Origin of the sequence: Curtobacterium sp. PhB191, assembly GCF_004346515.1 — a bacterium.
In the GTDB taxonomy this organism is placed as follows: Bacteria; Actinomycetota; Actinomycetes; order Actinomycetales; family Microbacteriaceae; genus Curtobacterium.
Map to the genome: position 1 here is coordinate 84,622 of NZ_SMBV01000003.1, position 25,980 is coordinate 110,601.

Annotated in this window: 25 protein-coding genes; 15 read left to right on the forward strand and 10 right to left on the reverse strand. The window is 71.5% G+C overall.

The window, feature by feature from the left end; all coding sequences use genetic code 11:
- Window positions 1-80: 80 nt before the first annotated feature.
- The gene (locus tag EDF48_RS06115; protein WP_165932329.1) at window positions 81-1,361 is read right to left on the reverse strand and encodes an ROK family transcriptional regulator; all 1,281 of its coding nucleotides are present in this window, start codon (window positions 1,359-1,361) and stop codon (window positions 81-83) included.
- Between the two features lie 134 nt (window positions 1,362-1,495).
- Here EDF48_RS06115 and EDF48_RS06120 point away from each other — a divergent pair, with 134 nt between their 5' ends.
- From EDF48_RS06120 to EDF48_RS06140, 5 genes are read left to right on the forward strand one after another with little or no spacing between them, the layout of a single operon-like run.
- Window positions 1,496-2,494 (forward strand): sugar ABC transporter permease, encoded by a 999-nt coding sequence (locus tag EDF48_RS06120; protein WP_111085648.1) that lies wholly within the window; start codon window positions 1,496-1,498, stop codon window positions 2,492-2,494.
- A gap of 3 nt (window positions 2,495-2,497) precedes the next feature.
- On the forward strand, window positions 2,498-3,442 hold the full coding sequence (locus EDF48_RS06125) for a carbohydrate ABC transporter permease (RefSeq protein ID WP_111085649.1): 945 nt from the start codon (window positions 2,498-2,500) through the stop codon (window positions 3,440-3,442).
- Window positions 3,439-4,830, forward strand: coding sequence for an ABC transporter substrate-binding protein (locus EDF48_RS06130; RefSeq protein ID WP_165932330.1), 1,392 nt, complete (start codon window positions 3,439-3,441; stop codon window positions 4,828-4,830). Before EDF48_RS06125 ends, EDF48_RS06130 begins: the two co-directional genes overlap by 4 nt.
- A gap of 44 nt (window positions 4,831-4,874) precedes the next feature.
- Window positions 4,875-5,879 carry a Gfo/Idh/MocA family oxidoreductase gene (locus tag EDF48_RS06135; RefSeq protein ID WP_131878816.1) on the forward strand — a complete coding sequence of 335 codons (1,005 nt, stop codon included), beginning with the start codon at window positions 4,875-4,877 and terminating at the stop codon, window positions 5,877-5,879.
- 44 nt (window positions 5,880-5,923) lie between these two features.
- Entirely contained in the window at window positions 5,924-6,946 is a 1,023-nt protein-coding gene (locus tag EDF48_RS06140; RefSeq protein ID WP_131878818.1) for a Gfo/Idh/MocA family oxidoreductase, read from the forward strand.
- A 113-nt stretch (window positions 6,947-7,059) separates the two neighbouring features.
- Here EDF48_RS06140 and EDF48_RS06145 read toward each other — a convergent pair whose 3' ends face one another.
- Entirely contained in the window at window positions 7,060-8,067 is a 1,008-nt protein-coding gene (locus tag EDF48_RS06145) for a transporter (protein ID WP_131878820.1), read from the reverse strand.
- 79 nt (window positions 8,068-8,146) lie between these two features.
- On the opposite strand from EDF48_RS06145, the gene EDF48_RS06150 reads away from it, so the two are divergent.
- On the forward strand, window positions 8,147-9,373 hold the full coding sequence (locus tag EDF48_RS06150) for a cobalamin-independent methionine synthase II family protein (RefSeq protein ID WP_131878822.1): 1,227 nt from the start codon (window positions 8,147-8,149) through the stop codon (window positions 9,371-9,373).
- Window positions 9,374-9,494: 121 nt separating this feature from the next.
- Here EDF48_RS06150 and EDF48_RS06155 read toward each other — a convergent pair whose 3' ends face one another.
- Window positions 9,495-10,457 (reverse strand): SDR family NAD(P)-dependent oxidoreductase, encoded by a 963-nt coding sequence (locus tag EDF48_RS06155; protein WP_165901398.1) that lies wholly within the window; start codon window positions 10,455-10,457, stop codon window positions 9,495-9,497.
- Window positions 10,458-10,533: 76 nt separating this feature from the next.
- Here EDF48_RS06155 and EDF48_RS19015 point away from each other — a divergent pair, with 76 nt between their 5' ends.
- Window positions 10,534-10,797, forward strand: coding sequence for a hypothetical protein (locus tag EDF48_RS19015; RefSeq protein WP_123672725.1), 264 nt, complete (start codon window positions 10,534-10,536; stop codon window positions 10,795-10,797).
- 45 nt (window positions 10,798-10,842) lie between these two features.
- On the opposite strand, the gene EDF48_RS06160 is transcribed toward EDF48_RS19015, so the two are convergent.
- Entirely contained in the window at window positions 10,843-11,046 is a 204-nt protein-coding gene (locus EDF48_RS06160) for a hypothetical protein (protein WP_111085656.1), read from the reverse strand.
- Window positions 11,047-11,190: 144 nt separating this feature from the next.
- On the opposite strand from EDF48_RS06160, the gene EDF48_RS06165 reads away from it, so the two are divergent.
- Window positions 11,191-12,189, forward strand: coding sequence for an alpha/beta hydrolase (locus EDF48_RS06165; RefSeq protein ID WP_131878827.1), 999 nt, complete (start codon window positions 11,191-11,193; stop codon window positions 12,187-12,189).
- On the opposite strand, the gene EDF48_RS06170 is transcribed toward EDF48_RS06165, so the two are convergent.
- Both EDF48_RS06170 and EDF48_RS06175 read right to left on the reverse strand, forming a co-directional pair.
- Window positions 12,183-12,437: a Rho termination factor N-terminal domain-containing protein gene (locus EDF48_RS06170; RefSeq protein WP_131878829.1), complete on the reverse strand. Its 255-nt coding sequence runs from the start codon at window positions 12,435-12,437 to the stop codon at window positions 12,183-12,185. The two genes, EDF48_RS06165 and EDF48_RS06170, sit on opposite strands and share 7 nt — an antisense overlap.
- Before the next feature lie 55 nt (window positions 12,438-12,492).
- Entirely contained in the window at window positions 12,493-12,831 is a 339-nt protein-coding gene (locus tag EDF48_RS06175; RefSeq protein ID WP_131878831.1) for a DUF3140 domain-containing protein, read from the reverse strand.
- Between the two features lie 108 nt (window positions 12,832-12,939).
- On the opposite strand from EDF48_RS06175, the gene EDF48_RS06180 reads away from it, so the two are divergent.
- Window positions 12,940-13,839: an SDR family oxidoreductase gene (locus tag EDF48_RS06180; RefSeq protein ID WP_131878833.1), complete on the forward strand. Its 900-nt coding sequence runs from the start codon at window positions 12,940-12,942 to the stop codon at window positions 13,837-13,839.
- Here EDF48_RS06180 and EDF48_RS06185 read toward each other — a convergent pair.
- Complete coding sequence (locus EDF48_RS06185; protein ID WP_131878835.1) at window positions 13,829-14,572, reverse strand: alpha/beta hydrolase; 744 nt, start codon at window positions 14,570-14,572, stop codon at window positions 13,829-13,831. The genes EDF48_RS06180 and EDF48_RS06185 overlap by 11 nt on opposite strands.
- Before the next feature lie 30 nt (window positions 14,573-14,602).
- Here EDF48_RS06185 and EDF48_RS06190 point away from each other — a divergent pair, with 30 nt between their 5' ends.
- Window positions 14,603-15,568 carry an isoprenylcysteine carboxylmethyltransferase family protein gene (locus tag EDF48_RS06190; protein ID WP_165932331.1) on the forward strand — a complete coding sequence of 322 codons (966 nt, stop codon included), beginning with the start codon at window positions 14,603-14,605 and terminating at the stop codon, window positions 15,566-15,568.
- On the opposite strand, the gene EDF48_RS06195 is transcribed toward EDF48_RS06190, so the two are convergent.
- Both EDF48_RS06195 and EDF48_RS19365 read right to left on the reverse strand, forming a co-directional pair.
- On the reverse strand, window positions 15,549-15,965 hold the full coding sequence (locus EDF48_RS06195; RefSeq protein WP_131846189.1) for a VOC family protein: 417 nt from the start codon (window positions 15,963-15,965) through the stop codon (window positions 15,549-15,551). The two genes, EDF48_RS06190 and EDF48_RS06195, sit on opposite strands and share 20 nt — an antisense overlap.
- Window positions 15,966-16,114: 149 nt before the next feature.
- The gene (locus EDF48_RS19365) at window positions 16,115-16,708 is read right to left on the reverse strand and encodes a DapH/DapD/GlmU-related protein (RefSeq protein ID WP_131878837.1); all 594 of its coding nucleotides are present in this window, start codon (window positions 16,706-16,708) and stop codon (window positions 16,115-16,117) included.
- Window positions 16,709-16,908: 200 nt separating this feature from the next.
- Here EDF48_RS19365 and EDF48_RS06205 point away from each other — a divergent pair, with 200 nt between their 5' ends.
- The 3 genes from EDF48_RS06205 to EDF48_RS06215 all read left to right on the forward strand — a co-directional run bounded on the left by EDF48_RS06205 (window position 16,909) and on the right by EDF48_RS06215 (window position 21,898).
- On the forward strand, window positions 16,909-17,742 hold the full coding sequence (locus tag EDF48_RS06205; RefSeq protein ID WP_131878839.1) for a mechanosensitive ion channel domain-containing protein: 834 nt from the start codon (window positions 16,909-16,911) through the stop codon (window positions 17,740-17,742).
- 129 nt (window positions 17,743-17,871) lie between these two features.
- Window positions 17,872-20,214, forward strand: a complete 2,343-nt coding sequence (locus EDF48_RS06210) for an arylsulfatase (RefSeq protein ID WP_131878841.1) — start codon at window positions 17,872-17,874, stop codon at window positions 20,212-20,214.
- A gap of 1 nt (window position 20,215) precedes the next feature.
- Window positions 20,216-21,898, forward strand: a complete 1,683-nt coding sequence (locus tag EDF48_RS06215) for a SulP family inorganic anion transporter (protein WP_131878843.1) — start codon at window positions 20,216-20,218, stop codon at window positions 21,896-21,898.
- A gap of 8 nt (window positions 21,899-21,906) precedes the next feature.
- Here EDF48_RS06215 and EDF48_RS06220 read toward each other — a convergent pair whose 3' ends face one another.
- Window positions 21,907-22,860: a formylglycine-generating enzyme family protein gene (locus tag EDF48_RS06220; protein ID WP_131878845.1), complete on the reverse strand. Its 954-nt coding sequence runs from the start codon at window positions 22,858-22,860 to the stop codon at window positions 21,907-21,909.
- Window positions 22,861-23,031: 171 nt separating this feature from the next.
- Here EDF48_RS06220 and EDF48_RS06225 point away from each other — a divergent pair, with 171 nt between their 5' ends.
- Both EDF48_RS06225 and EDF48_RS06230 read left to right on the forward strand, forming a co-directional pair.
- A complete protein-coding gene (locus EDF48_RS06225; protein WP_131878847.1) occupies window positions 23,032-25,587 on the forward strand; it encodes a LuxR C-terminal-related transcriptional regulator in 2,556 nt (851 codons plus the stop codon).
- Between the two features lie 144 nt (window positions 25,588-25,731).
- Window positions 25,732-25,932 (forward strand): hypothetical protein, encoded by a 201-nt coding sequence (locus tag EDF48_RS06230; protein ID WP_123292622.1) that lies wholly within the window; start codon window positions 25,732-25,734, stop codon window positions 25,930-25,932.
- The last annotated feature ends 48 nt before the right edge of the window (window positions 25,933-25,980 follow it).

Below are 25,980 nucleotides of genomic sequence, written 5' to 3' on the forward strand. Positions count from 1 at the left end.
CGACGCCCGGGCCGCGAACGCGACGTCCCCGTCGCGCGACGTCACGCGCACGGCCGACCCGAGGCCCTGGACGCTCCCACTCACCAGGGGTGGGCGATGCTGCGGACGTGCACCGGGCCTCCCGGTCGACGCCCCGCACCGACGCCGGCGCCGCGGCCGACGGGGGCAGGCACGGCGAGGTCGGCCTGCAGCACCGCGCAGGCGGCGCCACGGGCCACCGAGGCCTCGCCGAAGGCGGTCGCCGCGACCGTCGGGAACGGCCCGTTCGGCAGGCGGACCGCGAGCCGGTCCCGGACGGCCGCGATGAAGACGTCGCCGCCGGCGAGGGCCGCGCTGCCACCGATCACGACGCGTGGCACGTCGAGCAGCTCGACGACGTGGGCGAGCGCGGATCCGAGGGCGGCGCCGGCCTCGGCGACCAGCGGCGCTGCGGTCGGCGTCGCGCAGAGCCGCTCGAAGGCGTGCCGGACGTCGCTGGCGCGGTCGAGCGGGATGCCCGTGGGGAGCAGCCCGGCGTCGATCCCGCGCCGGACCTGTTGCAGGGGCTGGCAGGCTTCCCAGACCTCGGTCCAGCGGCCGTGCGCCTCGACGGGCATGCCACCGAACTCGCCGGCGTTGCCGGTCGCGCCGCGGACCACCTCGCCAGCGGCGACCGTCGCGGCGCTGATGCCGTGGCCGAGGAACACGGAGACCAGGTCGTCGGCACCGGCATCGGACCAGACCTCGCCGAGGGCGCTCGCGACGCCGTCCTTCTCGAGCCGCACGGGCAGACCCGTCCGGGCGGCGAGCTCGTCGGTGACCGGCAGCGACCACCAGGCGGGCAACTGCGCGGGGGTGCCCATCCGGACGCCGTCGGGGTCGATCGAGCCGGGGACGGCGAGGCCGATGCCGGCAGGGGCGGGCACGCCCGTGCGCGAGCGGGCCCGACTGCCGTCGCCGCGGACCCGGTGCACCGCCGCCGCCATCGTGTCGAGCGTCCGCGCCGGGTCGTCCGTCGCGTCCAGGTCGACGTGCTCGACGGCCAGCACGGCGCCGGTCAGGTCGGTGCGCACGACGACGAGGTGCGCCGGGTCGAGGTGGACCCCGATCGCCGACCGCGACCCCGCGACGACCTCGAGTCGTCGTCCGCCGCCCGGTGCTTCGCGCACGAGTCCCGCTGCCACGAGTCCGGCCGCGATGTTCGACACTGTCTGCGCGCTGAGCCCGGTCGCACGCATCAGCTCGGCGCGGGCGAACGGTCCCCGGCGACGGACGAGATCGAGCACCAGCGCACGGTTCTGGACCCCGACGCGCACGAGGTTCGTGCCGCCCGTTCTGCCCTGCACCACGGTGTCAGGAAGGGGTTGACGCGGCTCGGACATGGTCCCTAGCATCTCTGGTCATACGAATTTGTCAATCAATTGGATTGAAACCGCGACGGTGCGATCGGTTCGCCCGTCCGACGACGGATTCGCCCGTGCCACACCGGCGTGGCACGGGGTCGGAAGGGACGCTCGTGACGACGACCGCACGATCCGGAACCACTGCACCACCACGGACGCGCACGGGCGGTGACGTCGCGGTCCGTCGACGACCACGCGAGAAGCATCCGTGGACCCCGGCCGAGAAGCGCCGGCTGCGCGTCGGCATCGCGTTCATCTCGCCGTGGATCCTCGGCGTGCTGGTGTTCATCGCCTACCCCCTGATCTACTCGTTCGCGATCAGCCTGACCCGGTACTCGGGCATGGCCGACATCACCTGGGTCGGGTTCGCCAACTACGTCGCCGCGTTCATCGACCCGCTCGTGCACACCGCGGTCGGCAACACCCTGTTCTACGCCGTCATCGCGGTGCCCGTCGGGATCGTCATCGCCATCGTGATCGCCATCGCGATGAACCAGGACGTCCGCGAGATCGGCTGGTACCGGACGGCCCTCTACATCCCGTCGCTCATCCCGACCTTCGCGCTGGCGTTCATCTTCGTGGTGCTCGTCAACCCGCAGACCGGCCTCGTCAACCAGGTCATGAAGCTCGTCGGGATCCCGGCGACGAACCTGCTCGGCGACCCGACCACGGCGAAGCTCGTCATCGTCGCACTCGCGCAGATGGGTGCCGGCAACGCGGCACTGATCTTCCTCGCCGGGCTGCGCGGGATCCCGAAGACCCTGTACGAAGCCGCTCGCGTGGACGGGGCCGGACCGCTCCGGCAGTTCTTCGCGCTGACGCTGCCGCTGCTCTCCCCCGTGATCTTGTTCAACCTGATCACCGGCATCAGCAACGGTCTGCAGGTCTTCACCGAGGCGTACGTGATCTCGTCCGGCACCGGAGGACTCGGCAGCCCGGACAACGGGACCTTGTTCTACATGCTCTACCTCTACAAGAACGCGTTCAGCTACGCGCAGCTCGGGTTCGCCAGCGCCATGGCCGTGCTGCTGTTCCTGGCCGGCATGATCCTGTCCGGGCTCGTGTACTGGCTGTCCAAGCGCTTCGTCAACTACGACGTGACCGGGGAGTGACCGATGACACTGCGCACTGAACGACACCCGGACCGCGACACCGTCACCTCGTCGATCGAGTCCGTCCGGCCCCGCGGTCGCAAGGGGGCCGACGACCGCTCCCGGAACGCCGACGGCTCGATCCGCTCACCGTGGTCGTCCGTCCTCGCCCGCGTGCTCCTCATCGCGATGAGCCTGCTGTTCCTCATCCCCATCTACTGGATGGTCATCTCGGCACTGAAGGGCAACTCCGAACTCGGTGCCTTCCCGCCCACCTGGTTCCCGCAGTGGCTCGACTGGTCGAACTTCGGCAAGGCGATCGACGCGATGCCGTTCTTCACGTTCTTCCGGAACACGCTCATCATCACGGTCTGCGTGACGCTCTTCTCGATGGTGTCGAACCTCGTGATCGCGTACGGGTTCTCGTGCCTCGAGTGGCGCGGCCGCGACAAGGTGTTCTACGTCGTGCTCGCCACGCTGTTCATCCCGTTCCCCGTCACGCTCATCCCGATGTTCGACCTGTACGCCCGACTCGGCTGGATCAACACCTTCCTGCCCCTGATCGTGCCGAGTCTGTTCGGGTCCGCGTTCTACGTGTTCCTGCTCCGCCAGTTCCTGCTGCAGATCCCGAAGGACCTGCTCAACGCAGCGCGGATGGACGGCGCCTCCGAGTGGGGCATCCTCTGGCGGATCGTCTTCCCGCAGGCCAAGGCGGCGCTCGTCACGGTCGGGATCTTCGCGGCGGTGGGTGCCTGGAACGACTTCCTCGGGCCGCTCATCTACCTGCAGGACGAGAACGTGCAGACGCTGTCCATCGGCCTGCAGATCTTCCGCCTCAACAACTCGCAGGACTTCCAGTTCAACCAGCTGATGGCGGCATCGGTGCTCATCATCCTGCCGCTCGTGGTCCTGTTCTTCGTGTTCCAGCGGACGTTCATCAAGGGCGTCCAGATCGGGAGCTTCAAGTGAGCAGCGCATTCGACCGACGAACGTTCCTGCGCGGTGCGGCCGCGACCGGCGGTGCGGGGGCGCTCGCGCTCCTCGCAGCATCGTGCGCCTCCGGCTCGAGCGGCCGGAGCAACCCGAACCAGGTCACGATCTGGGGTGTCACCGGTACGTTCGTGCCGTTCCAGACGAAGGTGATCAAGGACTTCAACGAGATCCACCCCGAGGTCGACGTCAAGGTCAACGTCGTGCCGTCGCAGGGCACCGGCGACGCCACGAGCATCATCACCGCCGTGCGCGGCGGCACCGCCCCCGACCTGTGGCTCCTCGACCGGTTCAGCGCGGCGCAGTACGCGGCGATCGGCCTCATCGAACCGATCGACGACATGATCGAGGAGTTCGAGGACCAGCCGAAGGACGAGTTCCTGGCGCAGTGGCTCGGGTTCACGATCGGCGAGGTCACGTACCAGGGCAAGACCTACGGCCTCCCCCACGACACCGACGCCCGCGGCATGTTCGTGAACCGGAAGATGCTCACCGGCGCCGGGATCGACCCCGACGAGTTCGACTGGGAGCACAACGGCCCGGTGAGCATGGACCGGATGTGGGACGTCAGCGAACGCATCACGAAGAAGTCCGGTGGCAACTACACCCACATGGGACTGCTCCCCTGGTACGGCGAAGGCTGGCCGTTCACGTGGGGGCTCGGCCTGGGGGCGTCGTACTTCGACCAGCAGGACTCGAAGATGACGATGGACTCGAAGAGCGTCCGCAGCATCTTCGAGTTCTACGAGGACTGGGCGAAGCGGTACGGCTACAAGGACGCCGACACCTTCATCGCGACCTACGAGCCGACCGGGCACCCGCCGGGACAGACCGCGTTCATGGCGGACCGGATGGCGTTCATGGTCAGCGTCCCCTCCACCATCCAGACGTTCGACAACTACGGCCCGAAGGACCTCGACTGGGGCACCGCGTACCTGCCGACCCAGCAGGACGGCGGCGACAAGTACACGTGGTCCGGTGGCTTCGCGCTGTGCGTGCCGAAGGGCTCGAAGAAGAACAAGGCCGTGTGGGAGCTCATGAAGTACTTCACGAGCAAGCAGGGCCAGGAGACCTACATGGTGCCGGCCACCAGCGTGCCGTCGAACATCGCGGCGCTGAAGGACCCGAAGGGCTCCGCGAAGTCGATCCGCTTCTTCACCGAGTCGATCGGCGCGTCCACCTGCCGCCCGCCGCTGCCCGTCGGCGGCGCGTGGTGGGACTCCCTCGCCGACGCGCGGTCGAGCGTCCTGCTCGGCACCGCGAGTCCGCAGGAAGCCGTCGAGCGGGCGCAGAACCGCGTCGACCCGATGATGCAGACCTACTCGCCGTTCAGGCTGCCGAAGGACTACGACAAGGTCCAGATCTGAGCGGGACCGCTCTGGTCGTCCCCCACGAAAGGAACCACCGACACATGCCCTCCACCCCCTTGCGCGTCGCCGTCCTCGGCTTCTGGCACGTCCACGCCGGCGACTACGCACAGCAGACCGTCGACCACCCCGGCACCGAGCTCGTGGCCGTCTGGGACGACGACACCGAGCGCGGCCGAGCCGGCGCCGAACGGTTCGGCGTCGAGTACACCGACGACCTCGATGCGCTGCTCGCCCGCACCGACGTCGACGCCGTCACCATCACGACCTCGACCGACGTCCACCGCGACGTGATCGAGCGCGCGGCAGCGGCCGGCAAGCACGTCTTCACCGAGAAGCTCCTCGCCCCCACCGTCGAGGAGTGCGACGCGGTCATCGCCGCCTGCGACGCGGCCGGGGTCACGCTCGTGGTCTCGCTCCCGCGGCTCTACCACGGCTACACGGCCGCGATCCGGCGCGAGCTCGACGCGGGCCGCCTCGGCGACGTCACGTACTCCCGTGTCCGACTCTCGCACGACGGTGCCGTCGCACCGTGGTTGCCGGAGCGGTTCTTCGACCCGGCGACGGCGATCGGCGGCGCCCTCACCGACCTCGGCTGCCACCCCGTCTACCTGACGCAGCTGTTCCTCGGTGCCCGCCCCGACACCGTCGAGGCCGTCTACCGCTCGTACACCGGCCGCGCGGTCGAGGACCACGCCGTGGTCACCGTCGGCTACGCCTCGCAGGCGATCGGCGTCATCGAGGCCGGCTTCGTCGCGGGCACACCGTTCACGATCGACGTGGCCGGCACCCGGGGCTGGCTCGCCTACTCCGACCAGGAGGCCCGGCTCACCGCCGGCGGACCGGCCTACGGCGACGAGCCGGTCAACCTCGACGTCCCCGCCGACGCCCAGGACGCCTTCGGTCAGTGGGTGGACCACATCGCCGCCGACACGCGTGCCGACGACAACCTCGCCCGCGCCGTCGAGCTCACCCGCCTGGTGGTCGCCGCGAACGACGCCGCGGGCCAGCCTGCGACGAGCGACGCCCTCGTCGGCGCACCCGCCTGACCGTCCCAGCAGTCCAGCACCTCGAACCAACCACAGGAGTCACCATGTCCAGCGACATCATCCGCGTCGGCCTCATCGGCGGGGGCGGCATCGCGTCCGCGCACATCGCCGGCTACGCCGAGCACCCCGACACGATCCGCATCACCGCGGTCGCCGACGCGTTCGCGGCCACGGCCGAGGAACGCGGGGCGGAGCTCGGCGTCCCGTTCTTCACCGACTACCTCGCCATGCTCGAGCAGGCGGACATCGACGCCGTCGACATCTGCCTGCCGCACCACCTGCACCGCGACGCGATCGTCGCCGCGGCGAAGGCGGGCAAGCACGTGCTGTGCGAGAAGCCGCTGTGCCTGAGCCCCGACGAGGCCGCCGACGTGCAGCGCGCGGTGTCCGAGTCCGGCATCACCCTGATGTGCGCGCACAACCAGCTGTTCATGCCCGCGGTCGCCAAGGCCAGGGAACTCATCGACGGCGGGGCACTCGGCACCGTCTACGAGGTCCGCACCACCGACTCGTTCCGCAACGAGTTCGACCCGACGAACATGGGGTGGCGCGCCCACGCGTCGACGAGCGGCGGCGGTGAGCTCATCGACACGGGGTACCACCCGAGCTACCTGCTCATGCACCTGGCCGGTGGTGTCCCCGTGCAGGCCACCGCGATGCTCTCCACGCACCGGTTGGCGTTCATGGAGGGCGAGGACTCGGCGCAGGCCCTGTTCCGGTTCGACAACGCCGCCGTGGGCCAGCTCGTGACGAGCTGGGCGTACGACCCGGCCGCCGGCACCGAGCGGTTCAGCGTCGTCGGCGAACACGGCGCCCTGACGAGCGACGGCACCACGCTGCGGTGGGACCTGCGCGACGGCACGAGTGAGTCGGTCACCTTCGACGAGGTCGACACCTTCGCGGCCGAGATCGGCGCGTTCGGGGCGTGCCTGCGCGACGGCACGCGGCCGATCCACACGGAGCGAGAGGGCATCGCGGTGCTCGGCATGATCCTGGCGGCGTACGAGGGCGCCCGGACGGGGACCATCGCCCCGGTGCTGACGGCGGACGAGACCGTCAGCGCCTGATCCGCGCGGATCGCGTCGCACTGCGCACCCGTTCTGCGACGACCCACGAGTCGTTCGACGCGTGGTTCGTCGCAGAACCGGTGCTGACGCACCGCGCCACCGTCACCGCCACGTCAGTGCGTCGCGGGTGCCGCGTCCTCGTCGTCGGCGGCGTGCAGCGCCGACTCGGCCTGCCCGAGCAGGTGCCGCGCGGCCAGGCTCAGCGACCGCGCCCCGACCACGACGACGAGCAGGGTGAGCAGCACGAGCAGCACGGTCGTGGGCACCCACGCCACCGGCAGGTCGAGCACCCGGAACCACTCGATCGCCGCCGTCGCGACCGCCGCAGCCGGGAACACGAACGACCAGAACCCGAGCGAGAACCCGAGCCGGACGTACCGGGGCAGCAGGGCGAGCTGCACGAGGAGCATGAGGACCCCGAGGCCCGCGATGGCCTGCACGGGCAGGGTCCGGGCGTCGTCGGTGAGCGCGAACAGGGACACCGTCGCCACCGCGGGCGGAGCCACGAGGATCGCCATCGTGGGGACGAGCGGGTCGGGCAGTGCGGGGCGGAACGACAACCGGATGAGGAGCAGTCCGGTCATCACGCCCCAGAAGAACACGCCGACGCCGAAGCACGCCCAGGACAGCCAGCCCACACCGACCTCGTGCGTGGCGACGGAAGCGACGAGGGCCGCGGCGACCGTCGGCAGCAGGTAACCGCCGTGCACGGCCTCCAGGGTCAGGCGCCCCTCGAACCACGTGCTCAGCAACCACGCCGCGAACCCGGCGGCGACCGCCACCGCGAGCACCACGAGGACCTGTCCCCCGATCTCCCAGAACCGCGCGAGGTCGACGCCGAGGAGCATCGCCGTCGCGGGGACCAGGGCGGCGATCGGGCCCTGCGCCGGGTGGCGGAGCTGGTCGACCAGGCGTTCGTCGACCCGGACGCCCCGCAGGACGTGCGCGCCGAGCAACCACGACCAGGCCACCGCCGCGACCACCCAGAACACCTGCGGGACGACGGGCGGCACGCCGAGGACGGGTGCCGCGTACGACCACGTCTCCGCGAAGCCGGCCAGGCCGAACGGTGCGGCGAGGGTGTTGAGCGGGATGCGGGAGGTCGGGCGTGCGCTGGGCATAGGGGTTCCATTCTCCCCGGCTCGCGTCGCGCCGCGTAACGCCCCGGCCACCGTGACGCCACCGTGGCAGATTGGGCCGATGCCCTTCGAGAACAGCGACCACGTCCAGGCCACCACCGCCGGGTCGCTCCCGCGCACGCCGGAGCTCATCGCCGCGAACGCCGCCCGCCCCGTGGGCGCCGACGGCTTCACGCTCGAGACCACCGACGAGGTCCGCGCGATGACGAGCGCGGCCGTCGACGACGTCGTCGCCCGCCAGACCGCCCTCGGCATCACGCAGCCGGGTGACGGCGAGTTCGGCAAGGCGATGTCGAACAGCGTCGACTACGGCGCGTGGTGGGGCTACTCGTTCCAGCGCGTCAGCGGACTCTCGCTCACGGACGCCGACATCTTCACGCAGGAGCCGGTCCGCTCGAGCCCGGGCAACGTGCAGCTGACCAGCTTCCCGGACCGTCGCGACTGGACGATCTTCCGCGAGGCCTACACCGACCCGGCGTCGGGCATCGGCACCGGCAAGAACGCCACCGCCTTCCCCACCACGACCGGCCCGATCGCCTACACCGGGCACGAGGCCGCACGCACCGACGCCGCCAACCTCGGGCACGCCGTCGAAGCGGCCGGTGCCGAGAACGGCTTCATCACCGCGCTCTCCCCCGGCTCCGCGGCCCGGGTCGCGAACGAGTACTACGCCACCGACGAAGAGCACATCTGGGCCTGGGCCGACGCCCTGCGCGAGGAGTACCGGATCATCCTCGACGCGGGCCTCGTGCTGCAGATCGACGACCCCTCGATCGCCGAGAACTGGGACCAGATCAACCCGGAACCGAGCCTCGAGGACTACCGCGCCTTCACCCGCATCCGCGTCGAGGCGCTCAACCACGCGCTCGAGGGGCTCGACACCAGCCGCGTCCGCTTCCACCTGTGCTGGGGCTCGTGGCACGGCCCGCACACCACCGACATCGAGCTCCGTCACATCGTCGACCTCATGCTCGACATCGACGCCGGCGCGTACTCGTTCGAGGCCGCGAACGCCCGCCACGAACACGAGTGGACCGTGTGGCAGGACGTCACGCTGCCCGACGGGAAGGTGATCGTCCCCGGCGTCGTCAGCCACGCCACGAACGTCGTCGAGCACCCCGACCTGGTCGCGCAGCGCATCGAGCGGTTCGCCTCGGTCGTCGGGCGCGAGCGCGTCATCGCCGGCACCGACTGCGGCCTGGGCGGCCGCATCCACCCGCAGATCGCCGCGGCGAAGCTCCAGTCGCTCGGCGAGGGGGCACGCCGCGCGAGCGCGAAGCTCTTCTGAGCCGCACGTTCCTTCCCAGAACGGCTGCGGTAGCAAGCGAGAACGGGCGTACCTGCCACGAAGATCACGGCAGGTACGCCCGTTTCGGAGCGGTACGCCCGGTTTCGGCAGGCCTCAGGGGCTACCGCCGTGCGCGGCCGAGGACGATCGCGCCGACCGCGGCAGCGCCCCCGAGCCACACGAGCGGACGCGTGACACGCCGTCGCTTCGCGACCCAGCCGCCGTTCGTGGCGTTGCCGGCGTCCGCCGGGGCGTAGAGGTTGCCGTCGGTCGGGTCGCCCTTCCCGCGCAGCGCGAAGGTCTCGACCATCGGCTTCGTGATCTTGTGGAACAGCCCCGGGAACACGTACTGCAGCGGGACGAGCGACGCCTGGATGCGGCCGACGTAGCGGTACCGCTTCGGGTGCGTGGCGGCGGTCACGACGGCACGACCCGCGCGCTCGACCGAGACCGTCGGCGGCAGCGGGTGCGAGTTCTTGCCGGTGTAGTTGGCGCCGTTCTGGTAGATCGGGGTGTCGATCGTCGACGGCAGCAGCGTGGTGAAGCGGATGCCGGTGTGCGCGAACTCGTCACCGAGGACGTCGACCAGGCCGAGCGCCGCGTGCTTGCTCGTCACGTAGGCCGACTGGTAGGGCGCGGACAGCAGCGACTGGATCGAGCCGACGAGCACGTACGTGCCCGTGCCGCGCTGCTTCCAGTGCGGGAGCAGGTGCGTGATCGCGTTGAGGTGGCCGTAGAGGTTCGTGTCGACGACCCGCTTGAACGCCTCGGTGGGGGTCTGCTCGAACAGGCCGTAGACGAACAGGGCCGCGTTGCCGACGAAGACGTCGATCCTCCCGTGCCGACTCGTCACCGTGCCGATGAGGTCCTTGACCTGGTGCTCGTCGGCGACGTCCGTCGGGATCGCGACCGCGTCGGCCCCGAGTGCGCGGCACTCGGCGGCGGCGGCCTCGAGGGAGTCGTGGCCGCGTGCGGCGAGCACGAGCGTGGCACCCTGTCGGGCGAACTCGTGCGCCGCGGCCCTCCCGATGCCGCTCGATGCTCCGGTGACGACGACGATCTTCCCGCGGTACCGATGTCCCATGCGTCCTTGGTACGCGCCTGCTGGTCCGTTCCCGCACAGACGGGCCGTACCCCTCGCCCCGGTGCGAGGATGGAGCATGCGCAAGGACGACCTGACCGTCGACGAAGCCACGGTCATCGCCGAACACGCCCGGTCCGGTGCCCTCGAGCTGGACGACCCCGAGGTCCGCAAGGTCGTCGAGCAGGCGAACCGGGTGCTGGTCCGTGCACAGATGTGGGGCGAGGAGCGGAGTCCGAAGCTGCGTCGTCGCCGTCGGTTCATCGCGATCGGTGCGCTCGTGATGGTGCTCGTCTGGGTGGCTGGCTTGCTCGTGCCGCTCGCGCTGCGCTTCGGCGTGTAGCCGGAGCCGAGCCGAGACCGGAGACGAAGCGTCGGCCCCCTCGGTTCAGCGGCCGGTGCGGGCGTTCCGGGCGAGCAGCCAGAGGTACGTGCTGTGCCCGACGAGCGCCAGGCCGAAGAAGATCGCGGCGACGGCGTAGACGCGGTCGAGCTTTCCCTGCCCGATGACGAGCATCACGATGCAGAACGCCACGGCGATCGCCAGCACGCCGACCTGCACGGTCGACCAGATCCGTCGGAAGCGCGGCATGCCCGTCTCGTTCACCCGGCCATTCTCCCCCATGCCGAGCCGGTGCCGATGTCGGCCGACGTCAGCCCGCGGTACGACGCGGGCGAAGCACGTCGGTACCGTGCTCCGATGTGCGGCGGTCCGCGCCGGACCTAGCGTGCAGGCATGGACACGCACCACCCCACGGCCACCCCCACCAGCACCCCGGCCCGCCCTGCACGCCGACGCCGTCGCCCGCTCCGGATCATCGGCTTCTCGCTCATCGGGCTCGTCGGCCTCGGCGTCCTTACGCTCGGCGGCACGGCTACCTACGACGCGATCGCGACGGCGGCGGAACGGGACGACATCCGCCCGTACGGCGAACTCGTCTCCGTCACGGGCGGCCGGGTGAACGTCGCCGTCACCGGGTCCGGGGCGTCGACCGTCGTGCTGCTGCCAGGCTTCGGCACGGCATCCCCCGTGATCGACTTCGCCCCGCTCGTCGACCGGCTGCAGGACACGCACCGGGTGGTGGTCGTCGAGCCGCTCGGGTACGGCCTGAGCGACGGCACCGACCGGTCCCGGACCAGCGCGAACATCGTCGACGAGGTGCACCAGGCGCTGTCGACCCTCGGCATCGACCGCTACGTGCTCGCGGGGCACTCGGTCGCCGGGATCTACGCGCTCGAGTACACGAACACGTACCCGGACGAGGTGCAGGCGTTCGTCGGCATCGACACCAGTGTGCCGACGCAGCCCGGCATCGACGAGGCCGTCGGGTCCGGCCTGTTCCGCTTCGTGAAGGCCACCGGGCTCGCCCGTGTGCTCACGGCCGTGTCCGGCGACGCGTACGCCGGGTTGCCCTACACCGATGCGCAGAAGGAGCAGATGACCCTGCTGTCACACCGCACCAGCATGCGCGCGACGTACCTGGACGAGTACGAGCACCTCGGCGCGAACTTCCGGCACGCCCGCAGCCTCGCGTTCCCCGCCGATCTGCCGATCCGCCTGTTCGTCGTGGGCGACGACCCGGAGGTGCCGGGGTGGGAGCGCCTGCACCGTGAGCAGGCGGCGTCGGTCACCGACGGCCAGGTCGTCCTGCTCGACGGCGGGCACTACCTGCACCACACGCACGCGGCGGAGATCGCCGAGGGGATCGACACGGTCGCCGACCTCGGTCAGTGATCCCGGAGCGCCTCGACGAGCTCGGCCTTGCGCTTCGACGAGTACCCGGTCAGTCCGAGCTCCTTCGACCGCTTCCGGAGGTCCGCGACGGTCCAGTCGTCGTAGGAGCCGGACTCGCCGCCCTTCTTCCCGACGGCCTCCTCGCCGCGGGCCGCTGCGGCGTTGCTGATCCGCGCGGCCTTCTCCTTCGAGTTGCCCTCCTTGCGGAGCTCCTCGTACATGTCCGGCTTCTTGAGTTGGTTCGGCATGGTGCGTCACGGTACGCGCGCCGGCCCGGCGTCGTTCCGAGCCGGCGGCGGCGGCTCAGCGCTTCTCGGGGTCGTGGCCCCAGTTCATCAACGACCACCGCCACGGGGTGTCGCGCACGTCACCGTCCGGCCGCTGCTCCGAGTGCCGGGCGACGTAGCCGACCACCTTCCGCATGTGGGCGTGGTCGTCGTCGGTCCGGTCCGCCTCGTGCTTCTCGAGGATCCGGATGACGTGCCGCCCGCTCTCGTGCCCGGTCGACTCACCGCCGCCCGGGGGCTTCTGCCCGACGTGCTTCGACTCGTCGGTGTCGAGCCACTCGCGGAGCTCCGACGGGGTCATGTTCACCGCGTCGGCGAAGTCGCGCTCGGTCTGCTGGTCGTCGTCGTCACTCATGGTCCCGAGGCAACCCCGCGGTCCTGGACGGGTGCGCAGGGCGGATGGCGCTCCGCCGCCGTCCAGCCGGGACGGGTTCCGTGGAGGCACGAGCAGGAAGGAACTCGCATGCCCACCGACCAGTACGAACACGGCGACCCGCGCACCCGCTACCCCGACGTCAAGCCGGAGCCGCAGACGCAGGACGAGCCGGGCCTCCAGTCCGCCATGGACCCGGTCCCCGACCTGGGCGAGACGAGCTACCGGGGCACCGGCCGGCTCGCCGGCCGCAAGGCCCTGATCACCGGCGGCGACTCCGGCATCGGCGGCGCCGTCGCGATCGCGTTCGCCCGCGAGGGCGCCGACGTCGCGATCGCCTACCTGCCGGAGGAGCAGTCCGACGCCGACCACGTGCTCGAACAGATCCGTGCCGCCGGACGCACCGCCGTGGCGATCCCGGGCGACTTGCGTGACAAGGCGTACGCGCAGGAGCTCGTCGACCAGGCCGTCGCCGGACTCGGCGGTCTCGACGCCCTGGTGAGCGTCGCCGGCAAGCAGCGCTGGCAGCCGGACGTGCTCGACATCACCGACGAGCAGTTCGAGGCGACCTTCGACGTGAACGTCTTCGGGCTGTTCCGCCTCGTCAAGGCGGCGCTGCCGCACCTGGAGCCAGGCGCGACGATCACCACGACGGCGTCCATGGAGGCGTACAAGCCGGCACCCGACCGGCTCGACTACGCGGCGTCGAAGGGCGCGATCAACAACCTGTCGAAGGGGCTGTCGCAGCTGCTCGTCGAGCGCGGCATCCGCGTCAACGTCGTCGCTCCCGGGCCGACGTGGACGGTCCTGCAGCCGAGCGGCGGCGTCGACCCGTCGACGCTGCCCGAGTTCGGCAGCAGCGAGTCGCCGATGGGCCGCGCCGGACAGCCAGCCGAACTCGCACCGGCCTACGTGTTCCTGGCGTCGGACGAGTCGAGCTACGTCGCCGGCGAGACGCTCAACGTGAACGGCGGCATGGTCACGCCCTGACCTGCGGATCCCGCCTCCGTGGTGCGACGCCGTCCGTCTTGTCCGCCACGTGGAAGTCGCGCAGGAGCGCTGCGACGAGTGCGGGCTTCTCGACGATGAGGCCGTGGGTGGCCCGCGGGACCACGGCGAGCTCGGCGTCGGGCAGCACGTGGAGTGCGGCGGTGACGTGGTCGATCCGGACCTCGTCGTCGTCGCCGTACAGCAGCAGCACGGGGACCGCGAGCTCGGCGAGCTCGCGGTTCCCGAACGCGGGCTCGGTCTCGTGCAGCGCCCGCGACTTCTCGGTGACCTCCGCCCAGTGCGCGGCTCCGTCCGGCGACACCTCGGCGTACGCGTCGGCCATGAACTGCGGCGGCACGCCGTCGAGCACACCCGGGTACCACCCCGTCACGTCGAACGGTGCACCGCCGTGCACCAGCGTCCGCACCAGGTCGGGTCGGGAGAGCGCCAGGCGCAGTCCGACGAGTGCGCCGTCGCTCCAGCCGAACACGTGGACCGGACCGACACCGAGCGTCTCGATCACCACGGCCATCTCGGCCGCCGCGTCCGCGAGGTGCCAGGGGCCCTCGACGTCGGCGGTCCGACCGTGCCCGGCGCGGTCGGCGAGCACGACCCGGTAGCCGGACAGCGCGTCAGCGAGCGGCTCCATCGCCCGCGAGTCGGTCCCGCCGGGGTGCAGCAGGAGCAGGACGGGGCCGGTTCCCCCGCGGTCGGACGTCCAGGTGTGTCCCATGCGTGAGTCTCCCACTGCTAGCGTGCAGACGTGTCCTGGGGCCGGCTCTACTTCGCACTGCAGGCCCTCGGCGGCGCGGTGTGGTGGATCACCGTCGCGACCGTCCCCGCCGTCCGGACGCTCACGCTCGGCTCACTGGACCCGGTGGTCGTCGCCGCCCTCGACGTCCCGCTCTTCGTCGTGGCCTCGGCGCTCGCGGCGGTCTCCGCAGGCGCGGTCGGGCGGGTCTCGGCAACGGTCGCCACCGTCTGGACCGCGCTCGTCCTCGCCGGGCTCGCCGTCTGGGCGACCGGCACCGGCGAGGCCGGCTGGGGCGTCGTCGTCATGACCGCGGCGACCGTCGGTTCCGTGCTGGCCCTCGCCCTCGTCCTGCTCGGTCGGGTACCGACCGAGTGGTTGACGTCCGGTCCGCTGCGGTTCCGCACGGCCGACCCGGGTGCTGCGACGGCACGGCACGTGGTCGCGACGACCGTGCAGATCGTCGTCTTCTGGGGGCTGTTCCTCGGGGTGTTCCCCGTGGCCATCGCCGTCGCCGAGCACCGCTGGCGGCTGCACCCCGCACTGCCCGGACCGGTCGTGACCGCGCTGCTGGTGGTCGGGCTCGTCGTCCTCGCGCTCGCCAGCGCGCTCGGCATCGCGTCGGCGGCGGCGATGTCGACCAAGGGCGCTGGCACCCCGCTGCCGTCCGCCAGTGCGAACCGGTTGGTCGTCGCCGGCCCGTACCGCTCGGTGCGCAACCCGATGGCACTCGCCGGCATCACGCAGGGCGTCGCCGTCGGGCTGATGCTCGGCTCGTGGATCGTCGTCGTCTACGCGCTCGCCGGGTCGGTCGTGTGGAACTGCGTGGTCCGGCCGCTCGAGGAGGCCGACCTCGAGGCCCGCTTCGGCGAGGACTTCCGCCGCTACGCCGCCCGTGTCCGGTGCTGGGTGCCGCGGTGGCCGATCGCGGCGAGCGTCGGCGGGGTCCCGGTCCCCCTCAGCTCGCCGCGCCGGTGATGTTCACGAGCCACGTGACCCGGAACCGGTCGGTGAGCATCCCGAACATGTCGCCCCACGGGGCCGTCGTGAGCGGTTCGATGATCGACGCGCCCTCGGCGAGCCCGTTCCAGTAGCGGGTCAGGGCCTCGTGGTCGTCGCCGCTGAGCGACAACGAGATCGTGCTCTCCGACGGCGTCTCCATGCCCGTCGGCGCGTCCGAGGCCATCAGCAGCAGGCCGTTCTCGCCCTCCAGCTGCCCGTGCATGACCTTGTCGGCATCGGCGGGGTCCTGGCTCATGCCGGCTTCGCCGAAGGTGCCGATCGTGAGCTCGCCGTGGAACACCGAGTGGTAGAAGTCGAGGGCTTCGCGGGCCCCCGAGCGGAAGCCGAGGTACGGGTTGAGACGCACGGACATGGTGGACTCCTCACGACGGGCGGGCGTCGTCGCCCGCTGCGCGCCCATCGTCGCAGACGCGACGTGCCCGCGGAAGGGCACGGCGCCTTGGACGGGCGTGCGATGCGGCCTGGAGGCTCGTGGCGGCGCCGCCCCGCGCCTCCAGGCCGTCAGGCGGTCGCTCTGCGGTCCGTGGCCGGGTCTGCCCCGGCCAGGTCACGGATGCGCTTCGCCGGCACGCCGGCGTAGACGCCGTGCGCCAGCAGGCGCCCGGTGACGACCGCGCCGGCCGCGACGACCACGTCGTGCTCGATGTGCGCGCCGGGCAGGATCGTCGCACGGCCGCCGATCCACACGCGGTCCTCGATGACGACCGGACGGCCGGTCGCGGTGTCGCTCCACCGGCCGTCGGCGTCGATCGCGTGGTGGCTCGTCATGATGAGGACCTGCATGCCGATCGCGGCGTTCGCACCGATGCTGACGGGGGCGATGGCCTCGATGGTCGTCGCGCGGTTGAAGTAGACGCCTCGCGCGACCGACAGGTTGCGCGGGTCGCCCGTGAGCGAGAAGCCGACGCCGGGGGCCGACTCGGCGTGCGCGCCCGCGGCGTTCAGCAGCAGCCGTCGCACGACCCGCGGCAGGAACGGCGAGCCGAGCAGGGCTGTGAGCAGGACGTGCTCCCGGGCGTGCGCGACGTCCTCGCGGAGGCGTCGGGAGAACGTGGAGGGGACGGGGACGGGGACGGGGACGGCTGGCGTGGCCATGCGGCCTCCTGGGTTCGGGGGACGGTGCGGGGTCGCACAGCCGAAACGTAGGCGCTGCAGGGCCGCTCGACAACGGACGCACTGGTGGTTGCGCGATCCTTGCGGTATCGCCCGCCGGCCGGCACGACGGCGATCTCACCCGGTCGGTGCGATCCGCGCAGCGCCCGTGCACGCCTACCGTGCTGCGGCTGGGAGGCGACATGCAGGAATTCGTGAGCGGTCTGGTGCAGAACTCGTCCTTCGGCGCCTGGGACGTGGTCCTCGCCGTCGTCGTCCTGGTCGTCGGGTGGTTCGTGTCCGTGTGGGCCCGGCGGGGCGTCGTCGTGGCGCTGGCGAAGTGGAGCGGACTCGGGCCGAGCGGGACGAACCTCGCGGCGCGTCTCGTGCGCTACTCGGTCCTCCTGCTCACGATCGGCATCGTCCTCACCGTGCTCGGAGCGCCGTTGCAGCCGGTGCTCGCCGCGGTGATCATCATCAGTGCGGTCGCGTTCCTGGCCCTGCGCGGGATCGCGGCCAACTTCGGCGCGGGGCTGGTCATCCAGGCCCGACGACCGGTGCGGATCGGCGACTCGATCGAGGTCGAGGGCGTGGCCGGCCGCATCGTCGAGTTGACGGGGCGTTCCGTCCTGCTGGCTACCTCGGACGGCAGGACGATCCGGATCCCGAACACCATGCTGCTCGAGAACCCGCTCTGGAACGCCAGCGAGTCGGGGGCGGTCCGGAGCGAGGTCCGGGCGCGGCTGCACGGGTCACCGGACCTCGACCGGATCTGCCCGGTGCTGCTGGACGCGGTGGCCTCGGTGTCCTCGGTGTCCTCGGTGTCGTCGACGGATCCCGAGGTCTTCCTGCACACGATCACGCCGGCCTGGGCGGACATCACCATCCGGTTCTGGTCCGCGTACGACGACCGCGAGGCCGCCCGGTCGTCGGTGGTGCGCGCGGTCGCGGTGGCGCTCGGCGGGGCCGGCCTGACCTGCTCGGTGTCGTCGGACGGACCGCGGTTCCTGACCGCGCTCGTCGACGCCGTGGACTGACGGTTCTGCCGGGTCGTGCGGGGTCGTGCGGGATCGTGCGGGGTCGTGCGATCTCACCCGTTCCGGGCGTGCACGTCGACGCGCCGGGCGGTGAGGCTCGTCGCGCAGACCAACGAACAGGAGCGGACCATGGCCAAGCAGTTCTCCGGCAAGATCGAACTCGACGTGCGCGACTCCGTCGCCGACTGGGACGCGTTCATCCCGTCGAAGGCGCCGACGGGATCCCCGAACGTCCTCGTCGTGCTCTACGACGACACCGGGCAGGCAGCGTGGTCACCGTACGGCGGCCGGATCCAGATGCCCACGATGGAGCGGCTCGCCGCGAACGGCCTCACCTACTCGCAGTGGCACACCACGGCGCTCTGCTCCCCCACGCGGTCGACGTTCCTGACCGGCCGGAACCACCACGCGAACGGGTTCGCGTCGATCTCGGAGTCGTCGACCGGGTTCCCCGGCTACAGCTCGCACATCCCGCCCGAGAACGCGACGATGGCGAACGTGCTCCGCGACGCCGGGTGGTCGACGTTCTGGGTCGGCAAGAACCACAACGTCCCGATCGACGAGTGGACGGCGGGCGCCTCGAAGAAGAACTGGCCGCTCGCGCAGGGCTACGACCGGTTCTACGGCTTCATCGGCGGTGAGACGAACAACTGGTACCCCTCGCTCGCCGAGGACAACCACTACATCGACCAGCCGTCGCTGCCCGAGGACGGCTACCACCTGTCCAAGGACCTCGCCGACCAGGCGCTGAAGATGATCCGCGACACGAAGCAGACCGAGCCGGACAAGCCCTGGTACCTCTGGTTCTGCCCGGGTGCGAACCACGCGCCGCACCACGCCCCGCAGGAGTACATCGACAAGTACAAGGGACAGTTCGACGACGGCTACGAGGCCTACCGTGAGTGGGTCCTCCCCCGGATGATCGAACGCGGGATCCTCCCGGAGGGCACCGAGCTCACGGAGCTCAACCCGATGACCCCCGGCACGTTCTCGGACTCCGACGTCGTGCGTCCGTGGGACGAACTCGACGCTGAGGAACGCGCGATGTTCAGCCGGATGGCCGAGGTCTACGCCGGGTTCTCCGAGTACACCGACGCGCAGGTCGGCCGCATCGTGGACTACCTCGAGGAGTCCGGGCAGCTCGACAACACCATCGTCGTCTACTGCGCGGACAACGGCGCGTCGGGCGAGGGCAGCCCGAACGGTTCGGTCAACGAGGGCAAGATCTTCGGCGGCTACCCCGACGACCTCGCGCAGAACCTGACGATGGTCGACGAGCTCGGCAGCCCGGACACCTACAACCATTACCCGACCGGATGGGCGGCGGCGTTCTCGACTCCGTACCGGATGTTCAAGCGGTACGTGTACCAGGGCGGGATCTGCGACCCGCTGGTGATCTCGTGGCCGGCCGGCATCGCCTCCCGCGGCGAGGTCCGGAACCAGTACCACCACTCGACCGACATCGTGCCGACCATCCTCGACGCCTGCGGCGTGACGTTCCCGGACACGTACGCCGGCGTGGAACAGCGACCACTCGACGGGGTCTCGATGCGGTCGTCCTTCGACGCAGCCGACGAGCCGACGTCGAAGCACACGCAGTACTACGAGATGTTCGGCAACCGCGGCATCTGGCACGAGGGCTGGAAGGCGGTGACCGAGCACGGACCGGGAGCCGGGACGAGCGGCTTCGACAGCGACCGGTGGCAGCTGTTCCACACCGACGTCGACCGCTCCGAGTCGCACGACCTCGCCGCGGAGCACCCGGACAAGGTCGAGGAACTCGTGGCGCGCTGGTTCGCGGAGGCGAAGGCCAACAACGTGCTGCCCCTGAACGACCTGCAGATCCTGGGGAACCCCGAGGACTTCGAGACCTTCATCACGATGGAGTTCAAGGTCCCCGTCCCGCCGAGCGGGCAGTACACGTACTACCCGGGCACCACCGAGGTACCGGAGCGTTCCGCGGCCAACGTGCACGGGGTGTCGTACAAGATCGTCGCGGACGTCGACTTCACGCCGGACACCGAGGGCGTCGTGTTCGCGCACGGATCCCGGTTCGGCGGCCACGCCCTGTACGTCAAGGACGGGCAGCTGTCCTACGTGTACAACTTCCTCGGCATCCCGCCCGAGAACGTCGTCTCCACCCCGGCTCCCACCTCCGGACGGCACCTCGTCGGGGTCTCCTTCACGAAGGAGGGCACCGGGGAGTACCGCGAAGCCACCGGACCGCTCGCGCTCTTCGTCGACGACGAGCAGGTCGCCGAGGCGCCGATCAGGACCGTGCTCGGGCACTTCTCGCTCTGCGGCGAGGGACTCTGCATCGGCTACGACAGCGGCGACGCCGTCACGCAGGCCTACGCGGGCGAGCGGTTCGAGTTCCACGACGGCACGATCCACAAGGTCGTGTTCGACATCGCCGACGACGCCTACGTCGACCTCGAGGCGCACCTCGCCGCCGCGATGTCGCGCGACTGAGATGGCGACCCGGCAGGTGGGGGCGGCACCGGCGCGCAGCCGGACGTGGTTCGCCCCCACCCTCCGGGGCTACGACCGCCGGTGGCTCGGGCGCGACGTCCTCGCCGGCCTGAGCGCCGGCGCGGTCGTCGTCCCCCAGGCCATGGCCTACGCGAGCATCGCGGAGCTGCCAGCACAGGTCGGGCTCTACACGTGCATGGCGCCGATGGCCGTCTACGCCCTGCTGGGCGGGTCGCGCGCGATGAGCGTGTCGACGACGTCGACGATCGCGACGCTCAGCGCCACGACGTTCGTCTCCGCGGGCGTCGCGGTCTCGTCCGACGACGCGCTCCGCGCACTGTCGACCCTCACCCTGCTCGTCGGCGTCGTCCTCGTCGTCGCCCGGCTGCTCACCCTGGGCTCGCTCGTCGAGAACATCAACAAGTCGACGCTGATCGGCGTCCAGATCGGGGTCGGCGCGACCGTCGCGGTCGGGCAGATGCCGAAGCTGCTCGGACTCACCGACGACCCGACCGGCACAGGGTTCATCCGCTCCGTGGTGGCGGTCGTCGAGGCGCTCCCCCGTGCGCACGGCCCGACGGTCGCGCTGTCCGTCGCCTCGGTCGCCGTGCTCCTGCTGCTGCGCCGGTTCGTGCCCGCGGTGCCGGGTCCGCTCGTCGTGGTCGCCGGTGGCATCGCGGCCTCGGCCGTCCTGCACCTGACCGATCTCGGCGTCGAGGTGATCGACCCCGTCCCGAGCGGTCTCCCGGTGCCCGTGCTGCCCGACCTGAGCCTCGTGCCGGCGATGCTCCCCGGTGCCCTCGGCATCGCGATGATGGCGTTCCTCGAGTCCGCAGCGGTGGCACGTGGGATCCGACAGCCGAGCGAGCCGCCGATCGACAGCGACCGCGAGCTGCTCGCGGCCGCCGCGGCGAACCTCGCCGGCTCCCTGACCCAGACACTGCCCGCCGCCGGCGGGTTCTCGCAGAGCGCGGTCAACCAACGGGCCGGCGCACGCACCCAGGTGTCGACCCTGGTGACCGTCGCGCTCGCGGTGCTGGTCGCGCTCGTCCTCGGACCGGTCCTGGCCCTGATGCCCACGGCGACCCTCGCCGCCCTCGTCGTCACCGCCGTCGTCGGACTCATCGACGTCCCCGCGCTCCGGCGGCTGGCCCGCATCAGCCGACGCGACTTCTGGCTCGCCGTGGTGACCGCAGCGGTCGGACTGACCGCCGGACTACTGGCAGCCGTCGTCGCCGGGGTCGCCGGGACGTACTTCCTGGTCCTCCGCGAACTGCAGCGCGTCCGGCTGGCCCCGGGCCCCGTCGTCGGCACGACGATCAGCGCACGGATCGAGGGCGCCGTGTACACCGCGAACGTGCTGGCGTACGAGAACGCCGTCCTCCGGCTCGCCGACGACGCGGACGCGGCCGACGCCGTCGTCCTCGACCTGTCGCGGATGCACGAGGCGACCGTCACCGTCCTCGACGGCCTCGCCGACCTCGATCACGAGCTCGCGCAACGCGGCGTCGTGCTCCTGCTCGTGGGCCTGCCCGGGTCGGCTGCGGAGACGGCGGCGCGGACCGCGTGGTTCCGCGGCCTCGTCGACCACGGCAGGGTGCTGCCGACGGTCGACGCCGCGATGGCCGCGCGGACGGCACGGGCGCCACGGGCGTCTCAGGCGGGGAGGCCCGACCAGGGCTGAGGCCGGGATCAGCCGTCCCAGACCACCCGGAAGCCGATGTGGGTGGCGGCGGAGTCGCTGGTCTGCGGCGAGCGAGCCGCCGGCCGGTACCGCAGGCAGTACTCGGGCGCACACAGGTGCGACCCGCCCTTGAGGACCCGCGTGACGGTCGACGGTGTCGCCGGGGCGGCGTCGTGGTGGGTGTCCGTCGGGCCGCAGCCGCAGTGCGCGGACGACTCGGTCGCCCGTGCCTCGGCCGGCGGCGTCGGGGTCGTCGACGGGTCGTGCCGCTCGGTGTACCGCGAATCGGTCCACTCCCACACGTTGCCGATCATGTCCGCCAGACCGAGCGCGTTCGCGGGGAACGAGCCCACGGGCGACGTCCCCGTCCACCCGCGGGCTCCGGTGTTGCGGTACGGGAACGCCCCGTGCCACGTGTTGGCCATCGTCCGCCCGCCCGGGTGCGCCTCCCTCCCCCAGGCGAACGGCCACGACGGGTCACCGCCGGCGCGCGCCGCGTACTCCCACTCGACCTCGCTCGGCAGTCGCCCACCGACCCACGCCGCGTACGCCGACGCATCGCCGTGCGAGACCTGGACCACCGGGTGCTCCTCGCGTCCGTCCACCGACGACGTCGGCCCGGCCGGGTGCCGCCAGTCAGCACCCGGACACCAGGTCCACCAGGCCCGCCAGTCGCCGAGGTCCACCGGTCCGGTCGTGGGCGCGAACACCAGTGACCCCGGAGCCCGGTCGGCCGGCGCCAGGTCGGGGTACTGCACGGGGTCGAGCGCGCGCTCGGCCTCGGTCGTCCACCCGGTCGCCGCCACGAAGGCGGCGAACTCGGCGTTGGTGACGGGGTGCGCGGCGATCCGGAACGCGGCGACCGTGCGTTCGTGCACCGGCCCCTCGTCGGGGTAGTAGCGGTCCGAACCCATCAGGAACGCACCGCCCGCGACGTCCACGGCCTCGAGCAGGGTCAGCATGCACCCGATCCTCGGGCGTCGGGACCGCGGGCCGCCTCACCCGGAGCGGATGAGGCGGCCGCCCTCACCCGGATGGGGTGAATGTCCTCAACGCGCACGACGATCCCTCGCCTCAACCGCCCGCCGCACCTATCGTGAGCAACGCAAGCCTTTTCAGGGAAAGGCCTCCACATGCACACCTTCCAACAGACCAGGAGCAGCGGACAGCGCACCGGCACGGGGACGCCGGTCGGGTCGGACCCGACCACGACGGTCCCACCCACCGATGCGTTGGAGCGACCGCGGCTGCTCGACCACCTCCGACGGTTCCGCCGCTCCGACCGACGCCTGCTCACCATGTGGGCGCCGGGTGGTGCCGGCAAGTCCACCGCGCTCGCCGCGTGGGCGGAAGTCCTCTCGGCGGACGACGTCGTCGTGCGGTGGCTCGACGCGGACACACTGCTGCAGGAGGACCCGCCGCAGACCGTGCACGACGACACCGAGCAGTGGCTGTTCCTCGACGACGTCGACCGTCTGCTCGGCGGGCTCGGTGTCCCGCCGCTCATCCGACTCCTGCGCGCGTGCGGTCCCCGAACCCGCGTCGTCGTCGCCGGACGCTTCGAGCCGAGCGGGTTCGCCGCCGTCACGCAGGCGGCAGGCGGGCGGCTCGTCGTCCCGACGCAGGACCTCGCGTTCAGCGTCGAGGACACGCTGGCCCTCGCGCTCCGCTTCGACCTGGTGCTGCCGATCCAGGATGCCGAAACGCTCACCCACCGGACGGCGGGGTGGGCTGCGGGGCTCGCGCTGGCGATGCCGTACCTGCTCGAGCAGTCCAACCGCGGCGCAGCGGTCCGCCACTTCGGCGGCGACCAGCACCAGGTCGCCGACTACCTGGTGGCACGGGTCCTCGACACGCTCGACGACGACCACCGCGACGTCCTGATGCGGACGGCCGTCGGGTCCGAGGTCCCGCTCGCCCTCGCCGTCGAGCTCACCGGGCGTGCCGACGTCGGCACGGTGCTGCAGCGGCTGAGCGCCCGGAACGTGCTCGTGACCACGAGTGCCGACCAGGACGGCTTCCGGTTCCACCCGATCCTCGCCGGCTTCATGCGCGCCGAGTTCCGTCGCCGCGACGAGTGCGGCGCGGTCCGCAACCACGTCGCGGCGGCCGGGTGGTACGAGTCCAGGGGCCTGCACGTCCTCGCGCTCGAACAGGCACTGCTCGCGCGCGACCAGTCGGCGGTGCGCGGGCAGCTGGAGCGGTCCGGCGGTGTCCTGCTCATGGAGGGCCGCGCCGCCATCGTGGCGACGGCTCTGCGAGCGCTCCCACCGAGCCAGGACTCACTGGCCACGCTCACGATCCGCATCGGCATGGACGCCCCGTCGTTCCCGGACCGCATCGGCACCGAGGAGCGGTTCGCCCAGGCCGCCGTGCAGCTCGCTGCCGCGACACCCGACGAGGCACGGGCCTGGCGGCCCGTGGTCGAGGCGCTCCGGTCGTTCACCGTCGAGGACCCCGACGACGCCTCGGCGCGGTTGCAGGAACTCGGCGCGTACCTGCGGCAGACGCCCGTCGAGTCGCTCGACGTCGCGCTGCTGCTCCGGGCTGCGGTCGCCTGGTGCCTCGTCGTCGCCGGCCGCCGCCGCGACGCCGACCAACTGCTCCGCTCGATCCAGGCCGCCGCCGCGCACGCCGGGTTCTCGTGGGTCTTCCTCATCGCCTGCGACACCGCCGCGACGCTCGCCGTCCGCACCGGCGACTGGCGGACGGCCTGCGAGTACGAGGCGCGGATGGGCGCACTGCCCTTCGACACCGCACCGCCCTACAACCGCGCGACCGCCCGCGCACTGCTGCTCGCGACGTCACGCGCCTACCTGCGCTGCGAACCGGTGTCGTTCACCTCGTTGCACCGCATCGACCAGGCCGACCCGACCGGCAGCGAGCTCGGGCTGCTCTTCCAGGTGCGCGCACTGCTCCTCGTCGCGGCGATCGACGCCTCGCCCGCCCCGCGGGAGGCCCTCGCCCGGCTCGTGCAGCTCGTCCGCTTCGACGGCCGTGACCACCCGCGGGTGGTCGCCGGGGCCGCGACGCGCCTGCACGCCTGGTCGAGCACGCTCCACGGCGCACCCGCAGCGGCCGAGGTCCGCCGCATCGTCGCCGACGTCCTCGGCACCGACTCCCTCGAGGTGAACACGCTCCGGCTGCTGGCCGGCGGGCGGACCGACCACCTCGTCGAACGCGACCTGGCCGCGGCGGTCGACGGCGACGACGCGGCGTGGTCCGGCACGAGCATCGTGAACGCCCACCTCGCCCTCGCCGAGCACGCGTGCACCCACGGCCGGCCCGCCGAGGCGGCCGAGCGGATCCGCCGCGCGCTCGCCGTGAGCGAGGAGTTCGGGTACGCCCGCGAGTTCCTCGCCTGCCGGGGTGCGGGCGCGCAGCTGGTGTTCCGGCACCACGGGTCGTACGGGGCGCTCGAACCGTACGCCGACCACGTCCTCGCGCTGGCGGAGCACGAGCGGATCGGCGTCGGGCTGGAACGTCCGGAGGCCACGGTCCCGCTGACCCCCAAGGAGCAGGAGCTGTTGCTCGAGCTTCCGGCGCACCAGACCGTCGCCGAGATCGCGGCGAAGCACCACCTCAGCGTGAACACGATCAAGACCCACCTGCGGAGCATCTACGGCAAGCTGTCCGCCGCGGGGCGCACCGAGGCGGTGCAGGCCGCTCGTCGGCGCGGCCTGCTCTGAGGCAGTCCGACCGGGGACCCGGCACGCTCGGGCCGGACCCCCGGCGTGCTGCGGACACGACGGAGACCTCACCCGGATCAGGGGAACCCCGCACCGGCCCCCGCGCGGGATGATCGTGGCTCCACGACGAGCAGGAGGCCGACGATGAGCCGCTACGAGGTCCGTCTTCCCTACGCGATGTCGGAGACCCTCGTCGCCGCGTTCCCGGAGTTCTCGCTGGTGCAGATCGGCCCCGGCGAGACGCTGCTCGTCGGCGACCTGTCCGACCAGACGCAGCTGCACGGGCTGCTTGCCCGGATCGCCGACCTCGGGCTCGACATCGCCGAGCTCCGGCAGCTGCGCTGACACCGGACGGGCGCACGCGGCCTCGGGGGCTTCGGCGCACTCAGCGGG